The sequence below is a fragment of the Pseudomonas sp. NCIMB 10586 genome, from assembly GCF_023127895.1.
Taxonomy (GTDB): Bacteria; Pseudomonadota; Gammaproteobacteria; order Pseudomonadales; family Pseudomonadaceae; genus Aquipseudomonas; species Aquipseudomonas synxantha_A.
Window position 1 is genome coordinate 17,587 of sequence record NZ_SPKQ01000038.1, and the last position, 24,789, is coordinate 42,375.

Sequence of the window (24,789 nt, forward strand, 5' to 3'; positions counted from 1 at the left end):
TTCCCTGAAGAAATAGTCTCGGGAAAATCCTTGTCATGATCCTAAATGTCGCCGTGCCCAACGAGTTCAGCGCGTTACGTGTAATCACGCTGGCATCCGATGCGGCGTGCGCACATCGGCTTGCATCCGCCTTGAGTGGCTTGGGCGTTCTGCCTCTGGCCAACGTCGACTCCCTGGATGCGCTGCAAGCGTGGCTGGATGATTATCCGGTCGATGTCATCGTGTGTGAAATTCGTCCTGAATGCGGCGATGGCTTGATGTTGCCGAGCTTGCTCAAGGCCCGTCACGAGTCTGGCAAACTGGCCCAGTTTCCAGGCATTTTCTGGATGGGCGAAACCACGCTGGGCGCGCCGGGTGGGGCCGCTGACGGTGCACGTACGTCTGCACGTGAAAGGTCGGCCAAGCCGCTGTGGGTCAAGTACATGGGTGGAGTCGCCGTCAGCGCCCTGGAGTCCCATGCCCGTTTGGCGAGGGCGGCGGGCATTTTCGTCGAGATCGTGCGCGAAGGCGGCACCCTGGACCTGGGCGATGCATTGCGCGCCACGGTACTGACCCGCGTGCAACCCGACCCCTCGCTACGCAAAAACACCTTCGACGCCCTGGCCGAAGATGAGGTGATCCATGCGCTGACGACCGGCGACGGGCTGCGCTTTGTGTTTCAACCGCAGTTCGAATTGCTCAGCCGACGCATTGTGGGGGCCGAAGCGTTGGTGCGCTGGAAGCACCCACGCTTTGGTGAAGTACCGCCTTCGGTGCTGATGCCTTTGGTCAACCGCCTGGGCCTGGATTTGCTGTTGTTCAGCCTGGTGGAGATGTGGACGATCAAGGTCATGCTGTCGCTCAAACGCGCGAACATCCAGATTCCCATCGCCGTGAATGCTTCAGCCAAGACGATTTGTACGCCCAACTTCGCCGATCGCCTGGCGGCCAGAATGCGCCAGGCAGAGCTGCCCAATCGCCTGCTCAAGATCGAGCTGACCGAAGACGTCCCTGAACCCAATGAGCTGCACCTGTCGGCTTCGTTAACTGCGATTCGGGCCAAGGGTTTCCAGGTGTCGATGGACGATTTCGGTACCGGGGCGGCAACCTTTGCCTTACTGGCAAACCTGTCGTTTGACGAGATGAAAATCGATGGCTCGTTTGTCCGGGGTGTCGAACAGCATTCCTCGTCGCGCAATGTCATCGCCGGCATCGTCAACTGGGCGCGGCTGCTCAACCTGAGCCTGGTGGCGGAGGGGATCGAGGATGAGTCGACGATCCCGCTGCTGCACCGTTTGGGCTGCCGGATCGGACAAGGCTATGCCTTGGCGCGGCCAATGGAAATCGATGCTTTCCTCAACTTTGTGATTCAACAGAGCAGTCCCGGTACATCGCTGGCTGAGTGAGCCCTACGCTTTTAAGAGCAGTCTGATATTCATCTGAATGCAATTGCATTAAGTTTCGCATCGTCTGATTTTTCAATTGTTCAGTACTTTTGAATGTCCTGCTGCTGAGGCGTGGCCAGCTCGGCTGGCGAACTTGCGCTTGAGAAGTCGAGAACCAATTAACAGTCAATAAAGTTGCTGTTCTCGTCTTTTTGCTCGTTATAAAGAGTGTTCCTTGATCTATGAAACGTTTACACATTGCTTTGCTGGATGATCATGCAATTGTACGACATGGTTTAGTCAATCGACTGGTACAGGAACCGGATTTTGAAGTGGTCGGCGTGTACAGCCGTAGCCGTGACCTGATAACCGGGCTGGCGACAGCACCGGCCGAGATATTGCTGCTGGATTTTGTGCTGGGCCCCTGCGAGCTGGATGGTATTTCGTTGATTCGCGCGCTGCGCGTGAAGTTTCCAGCCTGCCGGATCCTGATCTTTTCCACGCACCATGACGCAGCGACCGCAATCCTGGCGTTACGGGTGGGCGCACGCGGGTTTCTGGGCAAGGGCGAAGACATGGAGCAGTTGATCTGCGCGGTCCGGCTGGTGGCCTCAGGCGCCGTGTACTTGAGCCCGGACATGGCCTACCGCGTGGCGGAGGCCACCGCCGTGAGCTATGACGGCGAGGCTAACGGCCGGGATGAAGCCCTGCGCTTTGTCAGCCTTTCTGCACGTGAACAGGAGGTGATTCGGTGTTACCTGGCCGGCATGACCATCACCGAGATCGCCGAGAAATTCAACCGCAGTATCAAAACCATCAGTTCGCAAAAAGCCGCCGCATTTCGCAAGTTGGGGGTGATGTCGAACAATGAGTTATTCAGGATCAGGCATATTATCGAAGGAATTTGAGCGGTGCGGATTCATCTGCTGTGCGCGTGTCATTTTGCGGTTATTGCATATACTCATGTGCGTATTAGACGTTGTATCGATGAGTTATCCCTGTGTTTCGACGGTGCGGCGCGCGCCGGGCCGAGAGGGTACGATCACGATGAAAACCATACGCATTGCGTTATTGGATGACCACGCCGTCGTTCGACATGGCCTTGCCAATACGTTGGCAGCCGAGGCGAACTTTGAAGTGGTTGGCATTTATGAAAAAAGTCGCGACTTGATTGCCGGCCTTGTTACGGCACCGGCAGATTTACTACTGCTGGATTTCTCTCTTAATCCCAATGAGTTGGACGGTGTATCACTGATCCGGGCGTTGCGCGTCAAATTTCCCGAATGCCATATTCTGATCTTGTCCAGCCATCATGATCCGGCGACAGTGGGCCTGGCCATGCGCGTGGGCGCACGTGGTTTTGTGGGGAAGGGCGAAGACATGAGCCAGTTGGTGAAAGCGATTCGCAAAGTCGCAGCGGGCGCCGTGTATTTGAACACCGACATGACCTATCGCTTGGCGGAAACGGTCACGGGTGAGACGCGTGAAAGCACCAACGTGGAGCGCGATGCGCTGGCCCTGGCGGAATTGACGAGCCGCGAGCAGGAAGTCATTCGCTGTTATCTGGCAGGCATGACCGTGAGTGAAATTGCCGAGAAATTCAATCGCAGCATCAAAACCATCAGCACGCAAAAAACTTCTGCATTCCGCAAGCTTGGGGTGACGTCTAACAATGAGCTGTTCAAGCTCAACAAGATCATCGGTACTCCATGAAAAGGGCGCTGTGTACCGTGGCGTTATGTAGCTTGCTGATAATGATGGTGCCTGCTGCAAGGGCCGGTCCGGTCGAGCTGAGTGCAGAGCAAAAGGATTGGGTCCAGACGCATCCAGTATTACGGGTCGGCGTGGTCGAAGACCTGATGCCCTTCGAATACATCAGCGACGCAGTCATGCGCGGGCGGTCGATAGAGTATTTGCAATTCGTCACGGCCGCGACCGGCCTTCAGTTCACGTTCGTACCTGGAAAAACGCTGGCCGAGCGCGAGAAAATGTTGCTGGAAGGCCAGGTTGACCTGCTGTCGTCTTATTTACGCTTCAGGTCTGAACCCACTACCAAGGGGCTTCGAACGCTTGCCTACGAATCGACCTCACCGGTCATTGTGACGCGTGTCGAGAGCCCCGATGTTTTCGATATTGACCAATTGCATGGTAAGACCGTAGCGATACCCGATGGTACGTATTACCAGCAGATCTTTCGCCGAAAAGGGGTGCAGGCCACTTTCAAAAAAAGCGCTTCAGCCTTGGAGATACTGACCAGCGTTGAAGACGGCAGTGCCGATGCGGCAATCGCGTCAGCCATCTTTCTAACGCCTTATCTGTATCAACGGTTCCAGGGCATTCTGGAAGTATCCGGTGTGCTCGGCAGCCAGGTGCTGGATGTGAGCATGGCGACCCGTACAGACCAGGTCATGCTGTATTCAATACTGGAGAAGGTGTTCGCCTCCATCACCGTCGAGCAACGCAACCGGCTGTATGGGCGCTGGTACCAGGATCTGGACCTGAATGTTCCATCGCTGCCCAGTATCGCCGCCCATTATTTGCATGTGTTGATCCTTGGCGCGCTGGTGCTGGTCAGCCTGTGCGCACTGCTGTATCGAGGCCAGCGTCAACGGCGCCTGGCGGTGCGTAACGAGCAGGAAAAAACCATGTTCCTGGCGGTGATGGGGCATGAAATCCGGTCACCGATGAATGCAGTGCTGGCGGCAATGGAATTGCTCGGGCACACCCGGCTCAACCAGCAACAGCGCCATTTGGCCCATTTGGCCAACAGTGGCGCCAACGCGCTGGGGCGACTGCTGGATGATGTTTTGGACAGGCCCGGCTCAATTGCCAAATCGCCAAGGCTGGCTGTCGAGGCAATCGACATTGAGGCATTGGTTCAAGGTGTAGTCGGGCTGCATCGACTGCGCGCGCGGGAAAAACACCTGAGCTTGAACTGTCATATTCAGGCGCAGTTGCCCTTGTTGTTGCTAGACAGCTCCCGGCTCACGCAGATTTTTCATAACTTGCTATCCAACGCCATCAAGTTTACCGATACGGGCGGTATCGACATCGACGTAGCGTTAGCGGTGTCAGCGGACGGCACCGCGCAATTGCAGATTGAGGTTCGCGACAGTGGAGTCGGTATTTCAGACGCAGCGCAGGCCGCCCTGTTTCGTCCTTATGCCCAGGCCCGAGAGTCTTCCCGGCGCACAGGGGGCACCGGGTTGGGCCTGATGATTTGCCGGCAACTGGTGGGTTTGATGCAGGGGACGTTGACGCTGACGAGCGAGCAGGGCTCAGGCACGACAGTGGCTATCCGCTTACCGGTGAGCATCGGCGAGGAGCCACCGGTCTTGATGCCGCAAGCGGCACCCTCAGCCCTGCCAACCGTAAGCGGCCTGCAGATTCTGGTGGTGGAAGATACCTATGCGAACCAGGAGGTTTTGCGTGCGCAGATCAGTGCATTCGGCTGCCAGCCAGTGATCGCTGCCGACGCCGCGCAAGCCTGGCCGCTGTTCAGGGCAACCGTATACGACCTGGTGCTGATGGACTGTGATTTGCCCGATGAAGACGGTTATGGCCTGGTGCGCAGGTTGCGCGCCCTGGAAATACAACTGGGGCGCACACGCAGCCCGATTATCGCGATCTCTGCCCTGACCGGCGACCGTCATCTTCAACGCTGTATTGAGGCGGGCATGGACGCGACGCTGAGCAAGCCCATACGCCTTGGGCAGCTGTGCGAAGTCATTGAACGCTGGTGCGGGGTCAAGCTGGCCGCCCCCAGTACCAGCTTGATGGCGCCTTTGCTGGATCAAGCCGCAATCAACCGTGAAATGGCCGGTGACCTGGCAAACCTGGTCAAAGCCATCGCCCTGTGCGACCGCGAATCGGCTCAACACGTGGCTCATCGATTGCACGGTGCGGCGTTGATCATGGAGTGGTCGGCACTGGCGCAGGCCGCCGAGTACATGGAGCGTCTGCTGTATGGCGAAACAGAGTGGGGACCGGTGCACGCCCAAGCCCTGCGGCCGTTGTTGCAGCATTGGGCCGCGTTGAGCGGCGATACAGTGCTCGACATACTGCCGGCGACGCGTGCGCAGCGGACGGCCCGCTGATGAGGCGCCTGCTGCTGGTACTGGCATTGGTGTGCCTTCCGGCGTCGGCAGGCGTGTACGCCAGTTCGCCACCGATGGTGTTGACGCAGCAGGAGGTGGACTGGATCGCCGCCCATCCGGTACTGCGTGTGGGTGTGTTCGAGGACCTGCTGCCATTCGAATACATGAGCGGCGGCCAATTGCGCGGTCTGTCGGCCAAGTACCTGAGGCTGATCGGACTGCGTACCGGTCTGCATTTCGAGCCGGTGCTGACCACCACGCGCAGTGCGCGCAAGGAGATGCTGATCAGCGGTGAGGTGGACATATTGTCCACTCGACGTCGTTCCGACGACCCGGCCCAGGATCGTGGGATGCTTTACACCCTGCCTTACAACACCAGTTCGACGATCCTTGTCAGTCGCTTTGGCGATCAGCCCCTGGCAGGCCTGGAACAGCTTGCCCACAAACGCTTGGTCATGTTGGGTCGCGAAGTCTATGGCGCCTTCCTGCGCGAAGAGGCGCCAGGGGTCACGCTCATCGCCGCCCAGAACGCGGTCGACATGATGGCGATGGTCAAGGACGGCAAGGCGGACGCCGCTATCGCTTCGGAGTGGTTGTTGATCCCGTATCTTTCCCGCCAGTACCAGGGCGTCTTGCAGATATCCGGCGTGGTGCCGCAACTGCACACCGGCGTTAGCATGGCGGTGCGCGATAGCGATGCGGTCCTGCTGTCGATCCTGGAGAAGGCATTGGCCTCCATCACCGGGGATGAGCGCAAGGCGATCTTCGATGCCTGGTTTGCCGACATGAACCTGGATATCCCGACCATCAGGTCCATCGCCGAACATTACGCGGGTGAGTTGTGGCTGTTGCTGGCCATTGTGCTGTTGCTCATCACGCTGGTGTGGCAAAGCCGGGTCCAGCGGCGGCGCGCGGTGCAGCGTGAGCGCGAGAAAGCGATGTTCCTTGCGGTCATGAGCCATGAAGTGCGCTCGCCCATGAATGCAGTGCTGGCGGCGGTCGAGCTGCTTGAGCACACCCCTCTGGACGAACAGCAGCGGCACTTCACGGACCTGGCCAATACCGGCGCCAATACCTTGCTGCGCCTGGTAGACGATGTGCTGGATATCTCCAAGATGGAGGCCGGGCAATTGCAGCTCAATCCTGAGCCGCTGGACTTGTGGTCACTGTTGCAACAGCAGGTGGATGATTACCGAGGCTATGCCGAGGAAAAGGGCCTGACGTTGACATTGACTGGCCAGCGCCCAGTCGCTTCAGCACTGCTCGATGACCAGCGGGTGGCCCAGGTGCTGCGTAACCTGATCTCCAACGCCATCAAGTTCACCGAGCACGGCCGGGTCGAGGTGCAATTGCTGTCGCCGGACACTCAGCCGGGGGCCAGTTCAGACGTGTTGATGCGTGTGGTCGACACCGGCATTGGTTTGTCCGACCAGGCGCAAGCTGCTCTGTTTCGGCCCTATGCCCGCGCCAGGCAATCATTCAAGCGCAGTGGCGGCACCGGTTTGGGGCTGGTGATCTGTCGCCGTTTGGTGAAGTTGATGCACGGCGAGCTGACCTTGAGCAGCGTCCCGGGGAGCGGCACGCAGGTCGAAGTGAGGTTGCCCGTCGAGTGGGCTGGAGCGCTTGAGCCGCCTGTGCGGGCAGCAGATCCTGATGCGGCGTCCAGGGAGGTTTCATTATGGGTGCTGGTGTCGGGAGGCGAATATGCCGATCAGCAAGCAGTAAAGGCCCTGCTTCAAGGTTTTGGCCTGGGCGTACGGCTGGCGGTCGAGGGTGACGAGACGCTGGCGCTCTTCAATCAGCACAGGGTCGATCTGGTACTGATCGATGAGCATCAGGCGTTCAACCTGAGCGGCCCTATGCGCGACGTGGAGCGCCAACAACAGCGCGGGCATTGTCCAATCATTGCGATGTCGCAGGTAACAGGTAATGACTATCTTGAACGCTGTTTTGAGGCCGGCCTGGACGGCGTGCTGAGCAAGCCGGTGCGTCAGGACAAATTGCAGCAAATGATCGAGCTGTGGTGCGATCAGGTCCTGATACCAGCGGCGCAGGTGCATGCTGCCTCAGGGCAAGAGCGGGAAGGGCAGCAAGAAGCACTGCGCCAGGATCTGAACCGTCTGTTCAGCGCTGTTGCCCTGCGTGATCGCCCGGTTGCCCTGCAGGCGGCGCATCGGCTAAAGGGGGCTGCACAGACGGTAGGCTGGACTGCGATAGCGGCCGGCGCCGAAGGGATCGAGTCGTTGTTGCACGATGAAGTGAACTGGCCAACCGTAGCGGTTGCGGATCAACTCAATCTTATGGCGCAAGACTGGGCTGCGGCCGGTTATTGAATAACGCGTCTTGCCTCGACAGTCTGGTTTTTAGGACCACTCCTATAGACGAAATAGTGACTCTCAAAACAAATAACATAAGTTGAAGTGCGTAAGTTTTTGTCGAGCGAAACAGACGTTAATTGTTGAAAATATTGAGTGGCTTAGTTGTTTTTAGGAGCACTCCTATATTGGGTGTTGCGCGGACTCCCTACACTTCACTGCGCAACAACACAGAAGTTATCCAGCACCGGAAACTTCTTCACTTACCTGGTATATCGCTCTCTCGGAGTTACTCATGAATTACAAAGCCCGCGTCCTCGCTGCATTGGTCGCCGCAACCGCCACCTCCGCTGCCATGGCTTCGGATGGCACCATCAATTTCAACGGTGAACTGAAGGCCGAGACCTGCCAGGTTGCAGTGAATGGGGCGGCCGGCTCGGCAGGCACCACCGTCACGCTGCCGACTATCTCCACTGCTTCCCTGGCCTCTGCTGGTCAGGTGGCGGGCCAGACTGGTTTCAGCATTCAGTTGAGCAAATGCTCGGCAGCGCTGAAAACCGCGGCTGCATTCTTTGAAGCCGGTGGCTCGGTTGACCCGGCCAGCGGCAACTTGAAGAACATCGGCGGTGGTGCCACCAAGGTCCAACTGCAATTGGTCGACGCATCCAATGGCAAGGCCATCAAGGCCGGCGACACCGCACAAGTGGCGTCCACCAGCCGTATCGACATCGATGCCACCTCACTCAGCGCAGACCTGCCATACGCAGTTCAGTACTACGCCCAGGCCGCGACCACGCCGGGCACCGTTATCAGCAACGTGACTTACTCCATCAATTATCAGTAAGTCGCCGGTAATGAAGGCACGCCCTGTTGTTTATTTAAAGGGCGTGTTTTCGGGGCGGCATTGGGACTAAGTCATGCCTTGCATACTTGCATTTAAACAATTGCTTCTGGCAAGCCTTGTGGCACTTGGGTGTTCCCAGGCGCTGGCAGGTGTAGTGATCACCGGCACCCGCGTGATCTACCCGGCGGACCAGAAAGAAGTCACGGTAAAACTCAATAACAACGGTACTCAACCCGCGTTGATGCAAGCGTGGATTGACACCGGCAGTGTGGAGTCCACCCCCACCAGCTCCAAGGCGCCGTTTCTGCTGTCGCCTCCGGTGGCGCGTATCGACCCGACCAAGGGCCAAAGCCTGCGAGTGCTATTCACGGGGACAGCGCTGCCCCAGGACAAGGAGTCGGTGTTCTGGCTCAACGTGCTGGAAATTCCGCCTAAACCCGAAGCCGGGGAAGACCTGAACACCCTGCAAATGGCCTTCCGTTCGCGGATCAAATTGTTCTATCGCCCGACCGGTCTTGCAGGCACCGCCAGCGAAGCGATTGAGCAGGTGCAATGGCAACTGGTTGCGGCCAGCGATGGCCAGGGCCTGGCCCTGCAAGCGTTCAACCCGTCGGCGTTTCACGTATCGCTGGTCGAGTTGGACCTGGTGGCCGGCGGTCAGCGCGCGCGCAGTGAGGACGGCATGGTGGGCCCGGGTCAAACCCGGCAATTTCCGCTGCCGACTCTTAAAACCCCACCCGCCGCAGGCGCACAGGTGGAGTTCAGTGCAATCAACGATTACGGCGCGCTGATCCCGACTCGGAAAGCACTCAAGCCCTGATCAATTCCTGACGTCTTTACCCGCGAGTCATTTATGCAGACCTCTTCCCGCTCCAGGCCGCCTCTGGGGGCGCAGCCTCGCTTCGCCCTGAATCCGCTCACCCGCTTGATACTCAAGGTACTGGCCGTCACGCCAGGCGCCTGGGGCGTACACGCCGCGATGGCGCAAGAGGTGCAGTTCAACGATGCATTCCTGCCGGAAGACTCACGCAATCTCGACCTCAGCAAATACCAGGCCGGTAACCCGGTGACCCCTGGGCAGTACCGTGCAGACGTTGTACTCAATGGCCAGTTGAACAGCCGCCAGGACATTCGTATCGAGGCCCAGCCCGACGGCAGCAAGCCGGTGGTGTGCATGGACCATAGCTTGCTGGAACGCCAGGGCGTGAACATCGCCAAACTGTCGCCCGAAGCCAGCCAGGCGCTTGACGGTCCAGGTTGCACGGCATTGAGCAGTTTGATCCCGGGCGCCAGTGCGAACTTTTCCCCGGAGAACCAGGCGCTCGACCTCAGCATCCCCCAGGCGGCCTTGAAGCGAAATTCGCGGGGTTATGTCAGCCCTGAGCTGTGGGACCGCGGCGTCACCGCAGGCCTGCTCAGTTACAACTTCAATGCCAATCGCAACCGCACCCGCAGTGGCAACAATGACTCGGCCTTCCTGGGGGTCAATGCCGGCCTCAACCTTGGCGATTGGCGCTTGCGTCACAATGCATCGGTAGGCTGGCAATCGCGCAACGGTAGCCAGTACCAGGCGTTGGACAGCTACGCCCAACGCGATATCACTGCGCTGAAAAGCCAGCTGACTGTGGGTGAGTCCAACACCAGCGGCGAGATCTTCGACACCTTGTCTTATCGCGGTGTGCAATTGGCCAGTGATGACCGCATGTTGCCCGATTCCATGCGCGGGTATGCGCCGGTTATTCGTGGCATCGCCCGCACCAATGCGCGCGTCACCATTCGCCAGGCCGGCAACGTTCTGCTGGAAACCACGGTCGCCCCCGGCGCCTTCGTCATTGACGACCTGTACTCCACCGGCTACGGCGGCGATCTCAACGTGAGCGTGGCCGAGGCGGACGGTACCGAACAAAACTTTATCGTGCCCTATGCCTCGGTCAGTCAGTTGCTGCGTCCTGGCACGTCACGTTTCAGCGTCACCGCCGGTGAAACCCGCAACAATTTCGTTGACGAGCAGACGCGCCTGCTGCAAGGCACGCTGCAATATGGCCTGAACAACACCTTCACCGGGTTCGGCGGTGTGCAATCGAGCGATCACTACGCGGCTGTCCTCACAGGCTTGGCGTTCGGCACGCCGATCGGCGCTTTGGCGGTGGATGTGACACACGCCCAGACCGACCTGGCTGCCGGTCGGGCGAAGGGGCAGAGCATGCGCCTGTCCTACAGCAAGAACATTCTTAGCACCGGCAGTAACTTTTCTGTGGCGGCCTACCGTTTTTCCACCCGTGACTACCTGGATTTCAGCAATGCCGTGCAGCTGCTCGATGCCGAGAAAAACGGTTGGGACACCACCCAGTTCGGCCGCCCGCGCAGCCGCTTGTCACTCACCGCCGACCAGAGCTTCGGGCCTTGGGGCCAGGTGTCGATCAGCGGCTATGCCCAGAACTACTGGAACCAGCAGGGCAGCGACGTGCAGTACCAGTTCAGCTACAGCAAGCAGTTCAACCGGGTGAGTTTCAGCGTGAATGCCAACCGCAGCCGCATGGGCCTGGGCGATATGGAAAACAGTTTTCTGCTGACCATGAGCATGCCGCTCGAATTTGGCGGCTCGGGCTATGGGCCGCAAGTCACCGCACAACTGGGCCGTGACACTCGCGGCAATTACAGCGAGCAGGCGGGTATCAGCGGCACTGCCGGCCAGGATCGCCAATATGGCTATGGCGCCACCTTCGGTCATGACGGCGCCAGCAACACCAAGAGTGCCGCCCTCAACGGCCAGTACACCGGCGCCCGCGCCATGCTCAGTGCCGCCCTGGGCCGAGGCGATGGCTATACCAGCGCATCGGTGGGCGCGAGCGGTACGGTAGTGGCCCATGGCGATGGTGTGACCATGACGCCTTACCGCGGCGAAACCATGGCCGTGGTCAGCGCGCCAGGCGCCGAGGGGGCGAAGGTCTCCGGCTACCCGGGCCTGAGGCTCGACGGCAGCGGCAACGCCGTGGTGCCGTACCTGCGCCCGTATGAGTTGAACGAGGTGGCGATCGACCCGATCGGCAGTTCCCTGGACGTTGAGTTGAGCGAAACCAGCCAGCAGACCGCGCCGCGTGCCGGTGCAGTCGTGCACCTCAAATACACCACCAACCAGGGCCGGGCGGTGTTGCTCAATGTGCGCCTGGACGACGGCAGCAGCCTGCCGTTCGGCGCGGGGGTGACCGACGGCGAGGGGGCCACCGTGGGCGTGGTCGGGCAGGGCGGGCAACTGTATGCGCGGATCAAACCCGAGACGCGCCGCTTGCTGGTCAATTGGGGCAGCCGGGCGCAGCAGCAGTGCGCCCTGACGATCCCGCCAGGCCCTGGCGATGGGCAACAGCTGCAACAAGTGGACGCCGTGTGTGCGGCCGGCAAACAGGTCGCTGACAGCGTGCAGCCCAACACCCAGCAAAAGGTAGCGTTATGAACATCGGTTCTTTTATCAAACTGGGGTTGCTGGGCATGGCCTTGTGGGCCTCGGCCGGCACGGCCATGGCGGTCACCTGTTCCTACATGGACGGTGTCCGGCCTGCCGTTGGCTCCATGCCGTTGCAGATCTCGGCGATCACCGTCGGGCGTGATGTGCCGGTGGGCACTGAGGTCTATCGTCAAAGATTCAATATGGCGACAAGCCAGGCGGTCAAGCTTGAGTGCCTTTTCGCGCCGTATCAACAGTGGACCGAACTCACGGTTGAATCCAGCTATGCCCTTGCCAATATGACCACTGGCACCTATGCCAATAAGGTCTACAGAACCAGCGTTCCCGGATTGGGCGTTGCTTTCAATAGCTACGGTGGCCTGCTGCCCAGGCAAAGCGCCAAGGCATGGACCACGTGTACGCCCGGGTGGCGATGCCTCGTGCCGTTTGACGGGCCTTCGAACTTTGAGCTGATCTTGATCAAGATTGGCGAGGTGACGCCGGGTGTGCTGGTGGGCAATACATTGCCGATTGTGAGTCTGTTCGGCAATTTCGGCGACGCCAGAATGAACGGCTTCAGGATGGGCATTTCCGGCAGCATCCAGATTGTTTCGCGAACCTGCAGTACACCGGATGTCTCGGTGCCCATGGGCACACACCTGGTCAATAAATTCACTGGCCTTAACAGCAGCACGGGCTGGACGGATTTTGCCATCGCCTTGAATGACTGCCCGGCGTTCAACGGCATGTTTTCCACTACCGGTCCCGGCTGGATTTCACAAAGCGGTAACTCACCCACCGGCACCGGCACCAGCGGGACCCGCGTCAACAACACACTGCAATACCGCATCGACCCGGCTCGGACGGCCATCAATGCAAGCAACGGCATTCTGAGCCTCGACCCGAGCACGGCCGGCAATGCGCCTGCCGCGACTGGCGTCGGCATTCAGGTCGCCACCAGCAACGGCGTTGCCCTGCCATTGGCGAGCAACCGAAATGCGGGCCTGTCCCTCAGGAGTACCGAAAGCAGTTATTCCATCCCGCTGCGCGCGCGCTACCTGCAAACCGGGGCCAAGGTTACGCCGGGGCCGGCGAATGCGTCGGCAACCTTCACGATCATTTATCAGTGAGTGGTGGGGACATGACCAATAAAGCGCTACGTATTCTGATTGCCGATGGGCAGCACTTCTACCGCTTGAAAATCGAGCGGGCGTTGAACCAGTTGGGCTATTACCGTATCGCGCCGATACACCGGCTGGATGAAGTCCTCAGTGCTGTGGAGTTCGGCGATACGCCGCTGGATGTGCTGATCATCAATGCCGCCCTGGCGCACAGCGTGAAATTCGATTTGCTCTGGTTCATCAGGGACAACCCACAGATTCGTCATGTGTTGATCTATGGTCAGGGCGAACGCGCTTCGCCCGCGCTTGCGTGGTGCCATGTGCCCAACGTGCTGATCAGTGCGGCGCCGTTGCCTGATCCGGAGGCGCTGGCGGCGTTTATGGGAAAGGTCGAGTGCAATACGGGCTGGAGTAATCAGGGCAGTGGGTCAAATAATCCATCAGGCGCCCAGCCCATCACTGTTTCAAGGTGACCTGTGTGTTCGTCCCGTTGCTCTCTGAGTGCGATAAAACCGTGCTTGTTGTAGAAGTGAAGGCTGGGAACATTCTGCGAATACACGCTCAGTTGAAGTGAAGTTCTGGATGCCTGCGCGTCCTTGAGCAATTGTGTACCGATACCACTGCCCTGATGCTCAGGCGCGACAAACAGCGCCGCCAGGGTGTCTTCATATACGCAACTGAAGCCCAGCACTTTCCCGTCGGCTTCAAACACACGGGTCACGGCGCTGGGCAGGTAGACCTCGCGCATGGCGCCCAGTTGGTCATGCCAGAAGGGGGGGTCGATAAAGTGGTGGGCCAGGATGGACGCGTGCAGCCAAATATCCAGGACGGGTTCCAGGTCGGCAGGTTGAAAGTGGCGAATCATAGTGCCTCAGTGTTTGAGTGAGCAGGCCGAACCCTGGCGAGACCGGCGCTGCCGCGCTTGAAGGTTCCTGCTGCTGCGATGGTGAGTAGGCGGCGAAAAGTCGGGCATTGTGCGTGGTTGGGGGCAGGGCAGGCGGCCGCATGGCGCAAGCCCCGGCTCATCGCCTGCAGGTGTTTGACCGTGGCATCAATCTCGTCGGCCTTGGCCAGCAGCACCGCTCTATCCACATTGGCCTGGCCATTGGGTGACAGCATGGCGTGTATCTCGTCCAGCGACAGGCCACCCGCCCGCCCGAGGGCGATGACCGCCAACTGCTCAACGACCGCTGCTGCGAAATGACGGCGAGCACCGGGCGGGCTGGTCGATGTAATCAACCCCTTCTTTTCATAAAAACGCAGCGTATGGGCAGCAATGCCCGTGCGTTTGACGACCTCGGTGATATCCATAGACAGACCATTGACTTGAAGTTGACTTCAACTTCTATGATGCCTGCGCAGGTTGAATGGGTCCATGACTAAGAGGTAGGTATGACAGCGCTGGAAGGGGTTGCACAGGTGGTGTTGTTGGGGGCAGGGGCTACCGTGGTGATGGATATGTGGATGCTGCTGATGAAGGTGCTTGGCGTTCCGACCCTGAATTTTGCGTTCGTTGGGCGTTGGGTCGGCCATGCGTGCCGGGGGCGATTTGCGCATTCAAGCATTGGGCAAGCGCTTCCCGTTCGAGGTGAAGTAGCCCTGGGTTGGATCGCGCATTACGTCACCGGAGTGGTGTTCGCGTGGGTGCTGGTGTGGATTGAAGGCGATGCCTGGTTGCTGGCGCCGACCTTTGTACCTGCACTGGCGTGGGGTGTTGTGACAGTGGCCGTTCCGCTGTTTGTGATACAGCCGGCCATGGGGGCCGGGTTTGCATCGTCCAGGACGCCGACGCCAGGCAAGAACCGACTGCGCAGCCTGATCAATCATGGCGTGTTTGGTGTGGGCCTTTACCTGGCGGCGTGGGTGATCGCCTGGGCCTGATGCAGATCAGCGCAGGAATTTGACGTACACGCACTCGGGGTCGTCTTCGTCGAGGTTCTCGATCTGCCCGCTGGGTATGAATCCGGCCTTTGTCATCAATGCCTGGGACGCGCGATTGGAGGCGTTGGTGGAGGCGAACAACTTCGGCGTCTTGCAGGCCGCCTCGGCCGCCGCCAGCAGGCGCAGGGCCACACCCTGGCGCTGGCAGGTCGGTGATACCACCACAAGGGCAATAAAGCCGTGATCGAAAAAGTCGTGGGTGAGCACCAGGTACCCGGCGCACGCGTGGTCGCTGACTGCCACCAGGCATTGCTGGTTAACCACGGCGTCGTGGATAAACACGCGGCGGTGGGCATGGGCAGCCGCGTAGGCGTCCAGTTCAACCAGGGCGTGTACGTCGTCGGGTTGGGCCTGGCGGATCAGCCACTGGGGAGTGGCGGGAGGTAGTTGTGCGTCAGCCATTTCGATCTCTATTCGACTCTACCGAGTGGACGGTTCGTGGTGTCATAGCTTGCGGGTTGTATCCATCCGGTCATGGAGGATACGAATGATTGAAATCCCATACGTAGTGATCCTGAAGTAAATCATGTGCTGCTCAATACTGCGCCGTCGATAGCCACTACGGATTTGGTCACAAGCCGGAGCTGTCTTAGGGTATTGCGCCAAAGACGGTATTCAGCCATGGACGTCCAGCATCCTCTGTTTGAACGCCGCAGGATCAAAGCGCCGAGGTTCGCCGCTGGCTTCACCTTCAAGCAACGCAGCGCGAATGGCCTCCACTTGCGCGCTACGATCTTGTTCGCGACGAATCAAGTCCCGGATGTACTCGCTGTCATTGGTGTAATGGCCTGCTTCGATTTGTGCTTTTATCCAGCCATCTTGTTGATCCGTCACGGTGATGGTTTTTCGTACAGTGGCCATGATGGGGGCTCCAGAAGAATCTTTGTGTGAACCTATCATACTACTGGTGCGATATTGAGCATCCGAGATGAGTGGTTAAAAGAAGTCGTGTTTGGTATGAGCCGTCCCCGGTGCGTGAGGACATGCGCCTACCCGAATGGCGCAAACCCACGGCAACGGTTATCCGATTTTATGAAAATTGCTCTGAACTATCGCGCTCGGCACGCCCTCGCAACAGTATCCATACACAGGAGGGAATCCGATGAACCACTACCCAACACCACCCTTCAATCCCCAGCAGCAGCCCGTTCCGGGCGACCAGCGCAAGATGGACCCGGTGCCGGATTGCGGTGAGCAAAGCTAAAGGCTCGGGGCGCCTGGCCAACAAGATTGCGTTGATCACCGGCGCCGACAGCGGTATCGGGCGTGCGGTGGCAATTGCCTTTGCTCGCGAAGGCGCGGACGTCGCGGTGTCGTATCTGGACGAGCATGAGGACGCCAAGGAGACCGCTCGCTGGGTCGAAGCGGCAGGGCGCCAGTGCCTGTTGCTGCCCGGCGACCTGGGCGACGCGGCGCAGTGCACGGCGATCGTCAATGACACCGTCGAGAAATTCGGCCGTATCGATGTGCTGGTCAATAACGCTGCATTCCAGATGACCTATAAGTCTCTGGAGGACATTCCCGACGAGGATTGGGTGAAAACCTTCAACGTCAATATCACGGCGATGTTTCGCATCTGCAAGGCAGCGTTGCCGCATATGGCGCAAGGCAGTTCGATCATCAACACCTCGTCGGTCAATTCCGATATGCCCAACCCGACCCTGTTGCCCTATGCGGCCACCAAGGGTGCCATTGCCAACTTCACCGCCGGCCTGGCGCAGATGCTGGGCGAGCGTGGCATTCGGGTGAACAGCGTAGCGCCGGGGCCGATCTGGACGCCGTTGATCGTGTCGACCATGCCCGAGGAGTCGGTGAAGCATTTCGGTGGCAACACGCCACTGGGCCGCCCAGGCCAGCCGGTGGAAGTGGCGCCCATCTATGTGTTGCTGGCGTCGGATGAAGGCAGTTACATCTCTGGCGAGCGCTATGGCGTGACGGGGGGCAAGCCGATTCTTTGAACAGGCACATAACCCTGATTCAAGCAGCTCTAAAATGTGGGAGGGGGCTTGCCCCCGATAGCCATGGGTATCTACACAACTTCGTAGCAGCCACCAGTAACCACGATGCGAAGCGAGCCGCTCTTGATCTTGATCTGCTTTTGATCTTGATCTTAGGCGCCCCGTTAAACCACGCTGGCCGGAATTCGACAGGGATTTGGGGGGTAAACCGGCAGGGATGCCGGTTTAGCCGCCCCGCGCCATGGATGGCGCGTGGCGGCGGCCCCCCAAATCCATGGCGGATTACGGGCACACCGAGCCTAGGCGAGGTGCCGAGTGGTGGGGCAAGAGCGCTTTGGTTACTTTCGCGCTTTTCGAAAGTGACCCGCTGTAAAAGCGGAACCAATAGCAGCCGTGACTCAAATAACGGATATGTACTCGGTCAAAGTCCAGCATCCTGGTCGGCTCTTAGGCCGCCATCGGGGCAAGCCCCCCTCCCACAGGTCCGGCGTCACACCAAAGGTGTGTAGACACCCATGCCCCGATAGCGACAAACCAGTCCACGCTTTGTTGACTGACACGCCCCGGACGGGGCGTGTCTTTTTTGTAGGAGCGAGCTTGCTCGCGAAAGACGCCCAAGCGCCGCGTCCGTCCAGATTATCCGCATCATCGTTGACGTTTTTCGCGAGCAAGCTCGCTCCTACGTTCTCATAGCCCGCCGTATACGCATCCACTCTCGATAAGCCGCAGTCCGCTGCGCATCCGCAAGCTTCTTCGCCTCCGTGAAGCGCGCCCAGGTCGTTGCATCGCCGCTGTAGTGTTCGATGATGTTATACGCCTGCGCATCCAGTCGATCCGCTTCGAAAAACATCTGGGTGTTCTGCGCAATCTCCTCATCCCACCTTTGACTGATTGTGTAATCCAGCACCTGACTGTTCATTGTGTGACACCCTCCGCCCACTGAATTTCTTCCGCCCCGCACCAGCGCACATCGGTAATGCCGTATTTTTCCGCCATCGGCTTGGACACGCGCTTGAGGTTGTTTTGACCGAACCTGGGGATGACCGCCACGCCGGCATCGCAACTGGCCCAGTGCCATGCTTCAGCATTGTTCATGCGTGCCGTACGCACGATAAAGGACCTCGGCTCGCCGTGAAGTTGATACTTGATGGTAAATAGCTCGTTGGTTTTCATGAGGCCTCCCTATGCTCATGAACTACAGATAATTGACGTCAAAAAAAATTCAAAGAACTTGTCGGGCAATTCGATGGCGGGCTGTCAGCGCTGTGGCAGTCAGTCATCCACGGTAAACGCTACCCACCCGGCTCCGTCAGCGGGCCGCTCTATCTCGGCGATTACACCGCCGACGGAGGTACCGTCTGGCAAGTTCACCATGACGAAATTGGGATGGCCGGGCCACTGCAGTGGAGTGTCAAAGTCCAGGCGAACCAGGGTTGGTTTACCACTACCTGTCAGATTTACGTCAACGTGTTCGTTGAGGCGTTCATCTGCTTGGGTTCCGAGGTGACGCGAAGCCGTGATGATGCTGGCGGGGCCTTGATAATCGTAAGACATGTTGCAATACCTCATGCAAAGGGCGGCGAATGCAGCCGTGTTCTTGTGTGGCAAGCGCGGGTCAATGATTGTTCAATCCAGATGACCCGGCGGCGCCGTCAGTGCCGGTGAGGCGTTGCGGTAGGGTCGTCGATCTGGATGATCGTGCCGTGGCGCCAGGCATCCGCCCCGGGTGCAATGGCCGGTGGGGCTATATCGGCGCGAGAGTGCTTCTTCTCGGTGCTGTCGATACCCAGGCGTTGATCGCGCTCGGCGACCATCCTTGGATCAGCCTGGCCGTCAGCGGTAAACCCCATCATCAGTTGAGGCACACCCAATGGCAGGCGCTTGTGCAGGTCGGTATGCCAGGTGTGCCAGGTCTTGCCGTAGGTGTGCACCAGCTTTTCCATCAGCGCGTGCTCGGCCACCGCGGGAATGCCGGGCGCGACCAGCTGGCCGGACTTCACCTCATGCACATGGCTGTGCCACAAGGCTTTCTCCGGTGCCGGCAGGCTGTTGAACAACTGCTCGCTGATGATGTATTCCACGCCCATCAACTTGGCGTCCTTGCGGTTGCCGTCGTAAATCACGCACTGGATCACCTCCTCATTGAGGATGGCGCAGTAGTGGTGCGCTTCCATCTGCACGTCGGGGTGGCCGTTGTAGAAGTGAAAGCCGTCCAGGTAGGCATTGAGCGCGTCGATGGGCGGACGTGACTGCAGCAGGGCGGCACCGGTATCGAGTGCTCGCGTGCCTGGCGATTTGGCATCACCCGGCGCCACCACGTTTGAGGCTGAGTCGTTGCCCGCGCACGCTGTCAACGAGGCGACGCAAATTGCCAGGCACAGCGATGGCAGTGCAGGTTGCAGGCGGTGAATGTTCATCGGGGATTCCCTCCATGGGCAGTTGTCGAGAACATCTAGAAAGCCTGCCGAGGAGGGTGTTCAACCGGATAGGGGGGGCGCATGGTTTGCGACGATTTGTGGAACAAGCGTTCAGCGTACCGGGTCATTTTTCATAAGCGTGCAGTTCGGTGCAAATAGCAGTCGCCACCACCGGTTTGCTGGGGCCTGACGGCAAGGACGGCATTCCGGCCGGGACCATCTGTAGCGAGTCCCTAGCCCTGGAGTTTGATGGTCACCAGCAGTTCATTGGCGTTGTTCTTGCCGGCATCAACGACAACGCCGTGATAGGTGCGGCCTTCGGTTTTGATCTGAACCGTATGGGCCTTCAATAGTTGTTCCGGCCACGGCGGCAGGATTTGCAGCGACACGCTCGCACCCGCTTCCATGACCTTCGCCATGCACTCGCAAGACAGGGGGTTCACTCCGAGCAGCGTGTCTTGAAGGTAGTCGATTTTGACGCGTTGCAAGGGGGTAGCAGCACCAGCGTGCATGGCAAGCCTCGTTGTTTTTTGCGTTTACTCCACGGAGGAGAGGCGGGACGATTGTCGCGAAACCACCATGTCTTCCAGGATTTCCCGAACGAGCCGATTGATCCCTGGCTCGCCGTGATACTGGGCACGGTTGATGTTGGCGATGGTGAACTGGTTGGCATCGGGCGCGAGCACCGTCACCGACAGGCTGTTATCCGGATTGATCGTGCAGGAGACACGGCAGTTGCACAGCCGCCTCGCAAGCGCGCGCTGGATTTGCGCTTTGGTCAACGTGTCCACGGGGTCACCGGATAGCAGGCCTTAACGGATCAAGGGTAGCTCAAATTGGTCGTGCGTAAAGGCTAGCGAGTTGATGGCAAGCCACTCGTCAGGGCCTCCCTCTATTTTTTGAACCCATACCTCCTGCGTCAGCCATATTTGATATGGCTGACGCTTAGCCTTATCCATCCGTTAAAGGTAAAACCTCATGAAGAAGCTCTATATGTGCCTGGGCCTTTGCAGTGCATTCATGCTCCACGGCTGTTTCGACAGTTCCGATAACACCACCAAAGACAATACCAGCGGCAGCAAGTCTTCCGTACAGATGCAGGAAGGCAAGGCGGACCAAAGCAAGTAAAAGAGCACCTGAGATTGTTTAATCTCCCAGCAGCGTCGAAACGAAAGTGTTGTGAAAGACTCCCTGCGGGTCGCATACCTTGCGAAAAGCGTTGAAGGCGTCGGTTCTCTCACTTCGGCGCTGTGCGAGGTTCTTCAAGAAGGCCGGATTGAACGGGGCAGAGGACGTCTGTGAGGGTTGGTCGGGATCATAGAAGCCGAACATTTTGCCGGTGTGGGGCATCCCTCCCAGGTCAACCCAGGCTCTTTCGATCTCTGCAAAAAAGTCCAGCAGGCGACCCGGGTAGTCAGATGCTGCGACGGCAGGCACGTACCCGATAAGGTCAAGGTTTACAAAAGTGGCATTGGGGGTTTGCGTGTACGTCCCGGCCAAGGCCGTGTCGCCGCCACGGACAAAGCGGAACTCCAGCGGGGCAACGACCAGGAAGTCGGAGGAGCCCTTGATACGTGTTTTAACCGCATCGAGCCCTTGCCAGGCTTTACTCAGGCCACTGTCATCCAGCGCCGGTAGCTCGATAAAGTAAGACATGAAAATGACGCGCGATGCCTTGGTCAGCCACAAGTCAGAGTAGACCGACGCGGCTTCATCGAAGAGCGTTTCGATCGTGAGGAACCCTGCATCAATGATCGCACTTGCGATTGTTGTGTTACCGCCATACTGAGCGGCGATAAGGGGAGGCTCGACGATAGGTTCAAACGGTATCAGATAGGGCGAGCCGAACACGTTTTCTCCCGCGAGGGCGCACGCATTGGGCACGTTTTTTTTCAGGTTCGGGATCTGTGTCGCAGGAGCTGCAACCACGTCCCACCACAAGGCCAGGAAGTTGTCGGTGTAGGGGTTGAGAAAGGACTCGACGCGGTCATGATCTGTGAGCAGCGCTTTGAACCTGGCGATGAATGCTTGCTCGTTGTCACAGACAATGTTCTTTTCTTTGCCTGAGTTCAGTGTCGTGGCCCACGGACGTGGCAACACTTCAAGGGTGACGGCTGTGACGATTCCCAGTGCACCCAGAGAGACGCGTGTGAACTGCAGAGGCGACCATCCATCGACTGCAGGCGTCTGAGCATCAATGGTACGCACTTGACCGTCCGGCCCCATGAGGGTGAACGCCGAGGCGGTTTCCGCAAAAATCGGTGCACTGATGGTGGCGCCATGGACATCGACGGCGGTCATCCCGCCAAGGCTGAAGAAGCCGCCGGCGGTCGCGGTCTGTAGCATCATGTCATGGGCGGTGAGGAAGGCATCCAGCTCATCCTCGCGAACGCCAGTGTTCACGGTGATCGTATTTTCCCTGGCGTTGAGCACAATCGACTGATCCCCGTGGGCACCCAAGTCTGCATAACAGGACAGGTCGATGAGCCAGCGAAGGGGGTTTGGGGCGATGCGATTGTCTTCGGCAACCAAGGCCGGCTGTGCATGTCGTTGGCCCGATACGCGTACTGTCGCGCCTGCCACGCCGGCCTGGCGAACGATGTCTTGAAGCTCTGCGAGGTGGGTTGGGGAGAAGTAGTATTGACCATCGATTTCCAGGGTGTCGACGATGTTCTGAGCCCAGTTTTTCCACGGTAGCGGCTGAACCCTGAAACTCAGGGTCGTGCCCGTTACTTCATAGGCGGCCAGCCTGCCGTTGTTGGCCGGCTGGACTAAAGGTTCTCCTTGATTCTGGATGCCAGCGACGGCGGACACATAAGGTGCGACGCCAATTGCATCCGCGGGAATACCGAGCAATGCAAGTGAAGGGCTGACCTTGTACAAACCATTTTCGAAGTTGCCACTGTTCCATTCGGAGGTATGCCATTGGCCTGTCGAATCCAGCCACTGGATTGAGAAGTTCATGACAAAAAGGCCGTTATTAAGGCAACCAATGCGCTCGACTTGTTTCATTTTGGTTTCCTGTTACGTGATTTTTAACGTCAGACGGGTTGAATGTGCAATCGGGGAGGCCGGCGCCAACTTCTAACGGCAAGTCACGAAAAGTTGGTTCCGGGTATTCCGTCGTAAAGAGCTTGTTTTATTCGATCAAGTTAATTGCAAAACCAATGAGGGTTGTTCCTACTGCATCATAAGTTGCTATCTGGCCGTTGGCGGCAAACCCCACAAACGGCGTGCCTTGACCTGATGACCCAGCCAGTGCATGCCCATATACCGTGACAGCCAGCGCGTCGGAGGGTACGCCGATCGTTTCCAGATTCGGTGTAGTCCGAGATTGCGCCACCGGGTAGTCACCGCTGCCCCATTGCGACGTATACCACTTGCCGTCGCTCTGGAGCCATTGGACTTTAAAGTTAAATACGTAGCCGCCTTTGTTATTGACGGTGATTTTTTGAACTTGTCTCATAGTTATCTCCGGCTATAGCAATGATGTGAGATGAGCACGTTTGACCTCTGTCTCTTGGCGACAGAGTGTTTTTTACTGCATAACTTGATTGCACTGCTCGGAGGCGATGGTGAACGCAGAAATCAAACAGGTCGCCTCGCGCCCTGTTTACTGATTACTGTCAAGTGAGTGAGCGGCTTAACGCCCACAGACCTACATCATTTATAAGACTAAAAGTGTTGTTTATGAGTGCCAACACGAGGTTGGTGGGCATCATGATGATATTGGGCGGGGATAGCCTCCTTGGCTGCAGGGTTGAGTCCTTTCTGATACTGAGGTGAGGTTAGTCGCGGTGCGGATGACCTGCCAGGCTGAGTAGAAAACTATTTAGCTATAAGCCCAATATCGGAAATAGCCGTCGCGGTAACTGTTCTCTTCGGTAATGCAGCGCCTCGGTCCGTCAATGGCCCGAGGCGTTGCACGCTTTCCCTCAGCGCATATGCAGGATGATCGGGCTGCTGCTCGCAGGGTCAGTATGCCCGCGCAACTTGCTCACCGCCTTCGCCTCGACCGCGCCACCGTTGTTGCCCCAGGTTCCGCGCACGTAGCTCAGCACATCAGCGATTTCCTGATCGGACAGCTGCTCACGAAACGCCGGCATGCGGTAGGCGTCCGGCATCCCGGCTGCCACCACGCGCTGCGAGCCGTTGAGGGTGATGTTGATCGCCGAGGCGCTTTCCTTGGCCAGTGCCGACGTGGCGCCGGCCAGGGGCGGCATCCATTCGGGCTGGCCTTTGCCGTCGAGGCCGTGGCAGGAGGCGCAGCGGGTCGCATAAGTGTGGGCGCCGGGCGCATCCTGGCTCGCTGTCACCGCCTGATACTGCCAGGGGCTGCCGTCGCGCTGCGGGTCGCCGGGCAGTGACTTGAGATAACGGGCGATAGCGGCCAGGTCCTCGTCCTGCATGAACTGCGTGGAGTTGTTGAACGCTTCGGTCATCGAACCGTAAACCACGGCATGGGCATTGCGCCCGGTCTTGAGGAACTGCACGATCTGCGCCTCGCTCCACCGGCCCAGGCCGGTGTTGTGGTCCTGGCGCAGGCTCGGCGCGTACCAGCCGTCGAGCAGGGCACCGGCAAGGAACGGCGCGCCGGACTCATCCAAGGCTTTCTCGTTGAAGGCCAGGCCACGCGGCGTATGGCAACTGCCGCAGTGGCCGGGGCCCTGGACAATGTAGGCGCCACGGTTCCACAGCGCGTCCTGGCCGGGCTTGGCTGCATAGGTGGCGGTAGGCGCGAACACACCGTTCCACAGGGCGATGGGCCAACGCATATTGAGTGGCCAGGGAATATCGCTGGGGATGTTCGGCTGGTTGGCCGGTTGCACGCCCTTCATAAAAAACGCATACAGCGCTTTCACATCGTCGTCGCTGAGCTTGACGTAAGACGGGTAGGGCATGGCCGGGTACAGCCGGCGGCCGCCCGGTGCGACACCCTGGCGTACGGCGCGATCGAAGTCGGCCAGGCTGTAGGTGCCGATGCCATGCTCGCGGTCGGGGGTGATGTTGGTGGCGTGGATCGCCCCCAGGGGCGTGGCCATTTCCAGGCCACCGGCGAAGGGCTGCTTGCCGGCCAGGCTGTGGCAAGCCACACAGTCACTCACCCGCGCGACGTATTCGCCGCGACTGACCAATGCAGGGTCGAAACTGGTGGCCTGTTGCTGTTCAAACGGCGAGGCGGGCTCGCGGGTGACGTACCAGGCCAGCAGGCCTGCGGCGACCAGGCAGGGCAGCGCCAGCCAGCCTGCGGTTCTTGCGAATCGGCGGTTGTTCATGGGCGTTCCCTGTG

The 24,789-nt window shown here is 59.0% G+C and carries 25 protein-coding genes and 2 pseudogenes; 13 read left to right on the forward strand and 14 right to left on the reverse strand.

Annotated features, from left to right (window positions below):
- The first annotated feature begins 35 nt into the window (after positions 1-35).
- The 10 genes from E4P01_RS14710 to E4P01_RS14755 all read left to right on the forward strand — a co-directional run bounded on the left by E4P01_RS14710 (position 36) and on the right by E4P01_RS14755 (position 13,656).
- Positions 36-1,385 (forward strand): EAL domain-containing protein, encoded by a 1,350-nt coding sequence (locus E4P01_RS14710; protein ID WP_078820997.1) that lies wholly within the window; start codon positions 36-38, stop codon positions 1,383-1,385.
- A 221-nt stretch (positions 1,386-1,606) separates the two neighbouring features.
- Complete coding sequence (locus E4P01_RS14715; protein ID WP_078820998.1) at positions 1,607-2,272, forward strand: response regulator transcription factor; 666 nt, start codon at positions 1,607-1,609, stop codon at positions 2,270-2,272.
- Between the two features lie 139 nt (positions 2,273-2,411).
- Positions 2,412-3,077, forward strand: coding sequence for a response regulator transcription factor (locus tag E4P01_RS14720; RefSeq protein ID WP_078820999.1), 666 nt, complete (start codon positions 2,412-2,414; stop codon positions 3,075-3,077).
- A 41-nt stretch (positions 3,078-3,118) separates the two neighbouring features.
- On the forward strand, positions 3,119-5,461 hold the full coding sequence (locus E4P01_RS14725; protein WP_248130080.1) for an ATP-binding protein: 2,343 nt from the start codon (positions 3,119-3,121) through the stop codon (positions 5,459-5,461).
- Positions 5,461-7,794: an ATP-binding protein gene (locus E4P01_RS14730; RefSeq protein WP_216091154.1), complete on the forward strand. Its 2,334-nt coding sequence runs from the start codon at positions 5,461-5,463 to the stop codon at positions 7,792-7,794. Before E4P01_RS14725 ends, E4P01_RS14730 begins: the two co-directional genes overlap by 1 nt.
- Positions 7,795-8,071: 277 nt before the next feature.
- Positions 8,072-8,620, forward strand: coding sequence for a fimbrial protein (locus E4P01_RS14735; protein ID WP_078821002.1), 549 nt, complete (start codon positions 8,072-8,074; stop codon positions 8,618-8,620).
- A 118-nt stretch (positions 8,621-8,738) separates the two neighbouring features.
- Complete coding sequence (locus tag E4P01_RS14740) at positions 8,739-9,440, forward strand: fimbria/pilus periplasmic chaperone (protein ID WP_348983565.1); 702 nt, start codon at positions 8,739-8,741, stop codon at positions 9,438-9,440.
- 33 nt (positions 9,441-9,473) lie between these two features.
- A complete protein-coding gene (locus tag E4P01_RS14745) occupies positions 9,474-12,071 on the forward strand; it encodes a fimbria/pilus outer membrane usher protein (RefSeq protein ID WP_216091156.1) in 2,598 nt (865 codons plus the stop codon).
- Positions 12,068-13,192 (forward strand): fimbrial protein, encoded by a 1,125-nt coding sequence (locus E4P01_RS14750; protein ID WP_216091157.1) that lies wholly within the window; start codon positions 12,068-12,070, stop codon positions 13,190-13,192. The genes E4P01_RS14745 and E4P01_RS14750 overlap by 4 nt, the downstream gene beginning before the upstream one ends.
- Positions 13,193-13,203: 11 nt before the next feature.
- Positions 13,204-13,656: a response regulator gene (locus E4P01_RS14755; protein ID WP_179119818.1), complete on the forward strand. Its 453-nt coding sequence runs from the start codon at positions 13,204-13,206 to the stop codon at positions 13,654-13,656.
- Here the strand turns inward: E4P01_RS14755 and E4P01_RS14760 are convergent.
- Together E4P01_RS14760 and E4P01_RS14765 are read right to left on the reverse strand one after the other, a co-directional pair.
- Positions 13,599-14,048, reverse strand: a complete 450-nt coding sequence (locus E4P01_RS14760) for an N-acetyltransferase (protein WP_216091158.1) — start codon at positions 14,046-14,048, stop codon at positions 13,599-13,601. The two genes, E4P01_RS14755 and E4P01_RS14760, sit on opposite strands and share 58 nt — an antisense overlap.
- Entirely contained in the window at positions 14,045-14,494 is a 450-nt protein-coding gene (locus tag E4P01_RS14765; protein WP_078821007.1) for a helix-turn-helix domain-containing protein, read from the reverse strand. The genes E4P01_RS14760 and E4P01_RS14765 overlap by 4 nt, the downstream gene beginning before the upstream one ends.
- Positions 14,495-14,575: 81 nt before the next feature.
- Here E4P01_RS14765 and E4P01_RS14770 point away from each other — a divergent pair, with 81 nt between their 5' ends.
- Entirely contained in the window at positions 14,576-15,064 is a 489-nt protein-coding gene (locus tag E4P01_RS14770) for a DUF2938 domain-containing protein (RefSeq protein ID WP_078821008.1), read from the forward strand.
- Between the two features lie 6 nt (positions 15,065-15,070).
- On the opposite strand, the gene E4P01_RS14775 is transcribed toward E4P01_RS14770, so the two are convergent.
- The 3 genes and pseudogenes from E4P01_RS14775 to E4P01_RS14785 all read right to left on the reverse strand — a co-directional run bounded on the left by E4P01_RS14775 (position 15,071) and on the right by E4P01_RS14785 (position 15,985).
- Positions 15,071-15,526, reverse strand: coding sequence for a GNAT family N-acetyltransferase (locus E4P01_RS14775; RefSeq protein WP_078821009.1), 456 nt, complete (start codon positions 15,524-15,526; stop codon positions 15,071-15,073).
- Between the two features lie 42 nt (positions 15,527-15,568).
- Positions 15,569-15,730, reverse strand: a pseudogene (locus tag E4P01_RS14780) (type II toxin-antitoxin system RelE/ParE family toxin); the annotation flags it as partial.
- Positions 15,731-15,739: 9 nt separating this feature from the next.
- Positions 15,740-15,985: a type II toxin-antitoxin system ParD family antitoxin gene (locus E4P01_RS14785; protein WP_216091159.1), complete on the reverse strand. Its 246-nt coding sequence runs from the start codon at positions 15,983-15,985 to the stop codon at positions 15,740-15,742.
- Between the two features lie 241 nt (positions 15,986-16,226).
- Between E4P01_RS14785 and E4P01_RS14790 the strand changes: the two are divergent.
- Positions 16,227-17,082: pseudogene (locus E4P01_RS14790) on the forward strand (SDR family oxidoreductase).
- Positions 17,083-17,761: 679 nt separating this feature from the next.
- Here E4P01_RS14790 and E4P01_RS14795 read toward each other — a convergent pair.
- The 6 genes from E4P01_RS14795 to E4P01_RS14820 form a co-directional block, all read right to left on the reverse strand.
- On the reverse strand, positions 17,762-18,001 hold the full coding sequence (locus tag E4P01_RS14795) for a hypothetical protein (protein WP_005787380.1): 240 nt from the start codon (positions 17,999-18,001) through the stop codon (positions 17,762-17,764).
- Entirely contained in the window at positions 17,998-18,255 is a 258-nt protein-coding gene (locus tag E4P01_RS14800) for a DUF6555 family protein (protein WP_005787382.1), read from the reverse strand. Before E4P01_RS14800 ends, E4P01_RS14795 begins: the two co-directional genes overlap by 4 nt.
- Before the next feature lie 99 nt (positions 18,256-18,354).
- Positions 18,355-18,636 (reverse strand): hypothetical protein, encoded by a 282-nt coding sequence (locus E4P01_RS14805; RefSeq protein ID WP_078821011.1) that lies wholly within the window; start codon positions 18,634-18,636, stop codon positions 18,355-18,357.
- Between the two features lie 98 nt (positions 18,637-18,734).
- Positions 18,735-19,499, reverse strand: a complete 765-nt coding sequence (locus E4P01_RS14810; protein ID WP_216091160.1) for an OBAP family protein — start codon at positions 19,497-19,499, stop codon at positions 18,735-18,737.
- A 233-nt stretch (positions 19,500-19,732) separates the two neighbouring features.
- Entirely contained in the window at positions 19,733-20,011 is a 279-nt protein-coding gene (locus E4P01_RS14815) for a hypothetical protein (RefSeq protein WP_216091161.1), read from the reverse strand.
- Positions 20,012-20,035: 24 nt separating this feature from the next.
- Positions 20,036-20,290: a hypothetical protein gene (locus E4P01_RS14820; RefSeq protein ID WP_005787385.1), complete on the reverse strand. Its 255-nt coding sequence runs from the start codon at positions 20,288-20,290 to the stop codon at positions 20,036-20,038.
- Positions 20,291-20,477: 187 nt separating this feature from the next.
- Here E4P01_RS14820 and E4P01_RS14825 point away from each other — a divergent pair, with 187 nt between their 5' ends.
- Complete coding sequence (locus E4P01_RS14825; protein WP_179119819.1) at positions 20,478-20,627, forward strand: hypothetical protein; 150 nt, start codon at positions 20,478-20,480, stop codon at positions 20,625-20,627.
- A gap of 18 nt (positions 20,628-20,645) precedes the next feature.
- Here E4P01_RS14825 and E4P01_RS14830 read toward each other — a convergent pair whose 3' ends face one another.
- The 3 genes from E4P01_RS14830 to E4P01_RS14840 form a co-directional block, all read right to left on the reverse strand.
- Positions 20,646-22,511 (reverse strand): D-arabinono-1,4-lactone oxidase, encoded by a 1,866-nt coding sequence (locus E4P01_RS14830; protein ID WP_078821014.1) that lies wholly within the window; start codon positions 22,509-22,511, stop codon positions 20,646-20,648.
- Between the two features lie 127 nt (positions 22,512-22,638).
- Entirely contained in the window at positions 22,639-22,965 is a 327-nt protein-coding gene (locus tag E4P01_RS14835; protein WP_078821015.1) for a hypothetical protein, read from the reverse strand.
- A gap of 469 nt (positions 22,966-23,434) precedes the next feature.
- On the reverse strand, positions 23,435-24,775 hold the full coding sequence (locus E4P01_RS14840) for a cytochrome c (protein ID WP_216091162.1): 1,341 nt from the start codon (positions 24,773-24,775) through the stop codon (positions 23,435-23,437).
- Positions 24,776-24,789 lie beyond the last annotated feature (14 nt).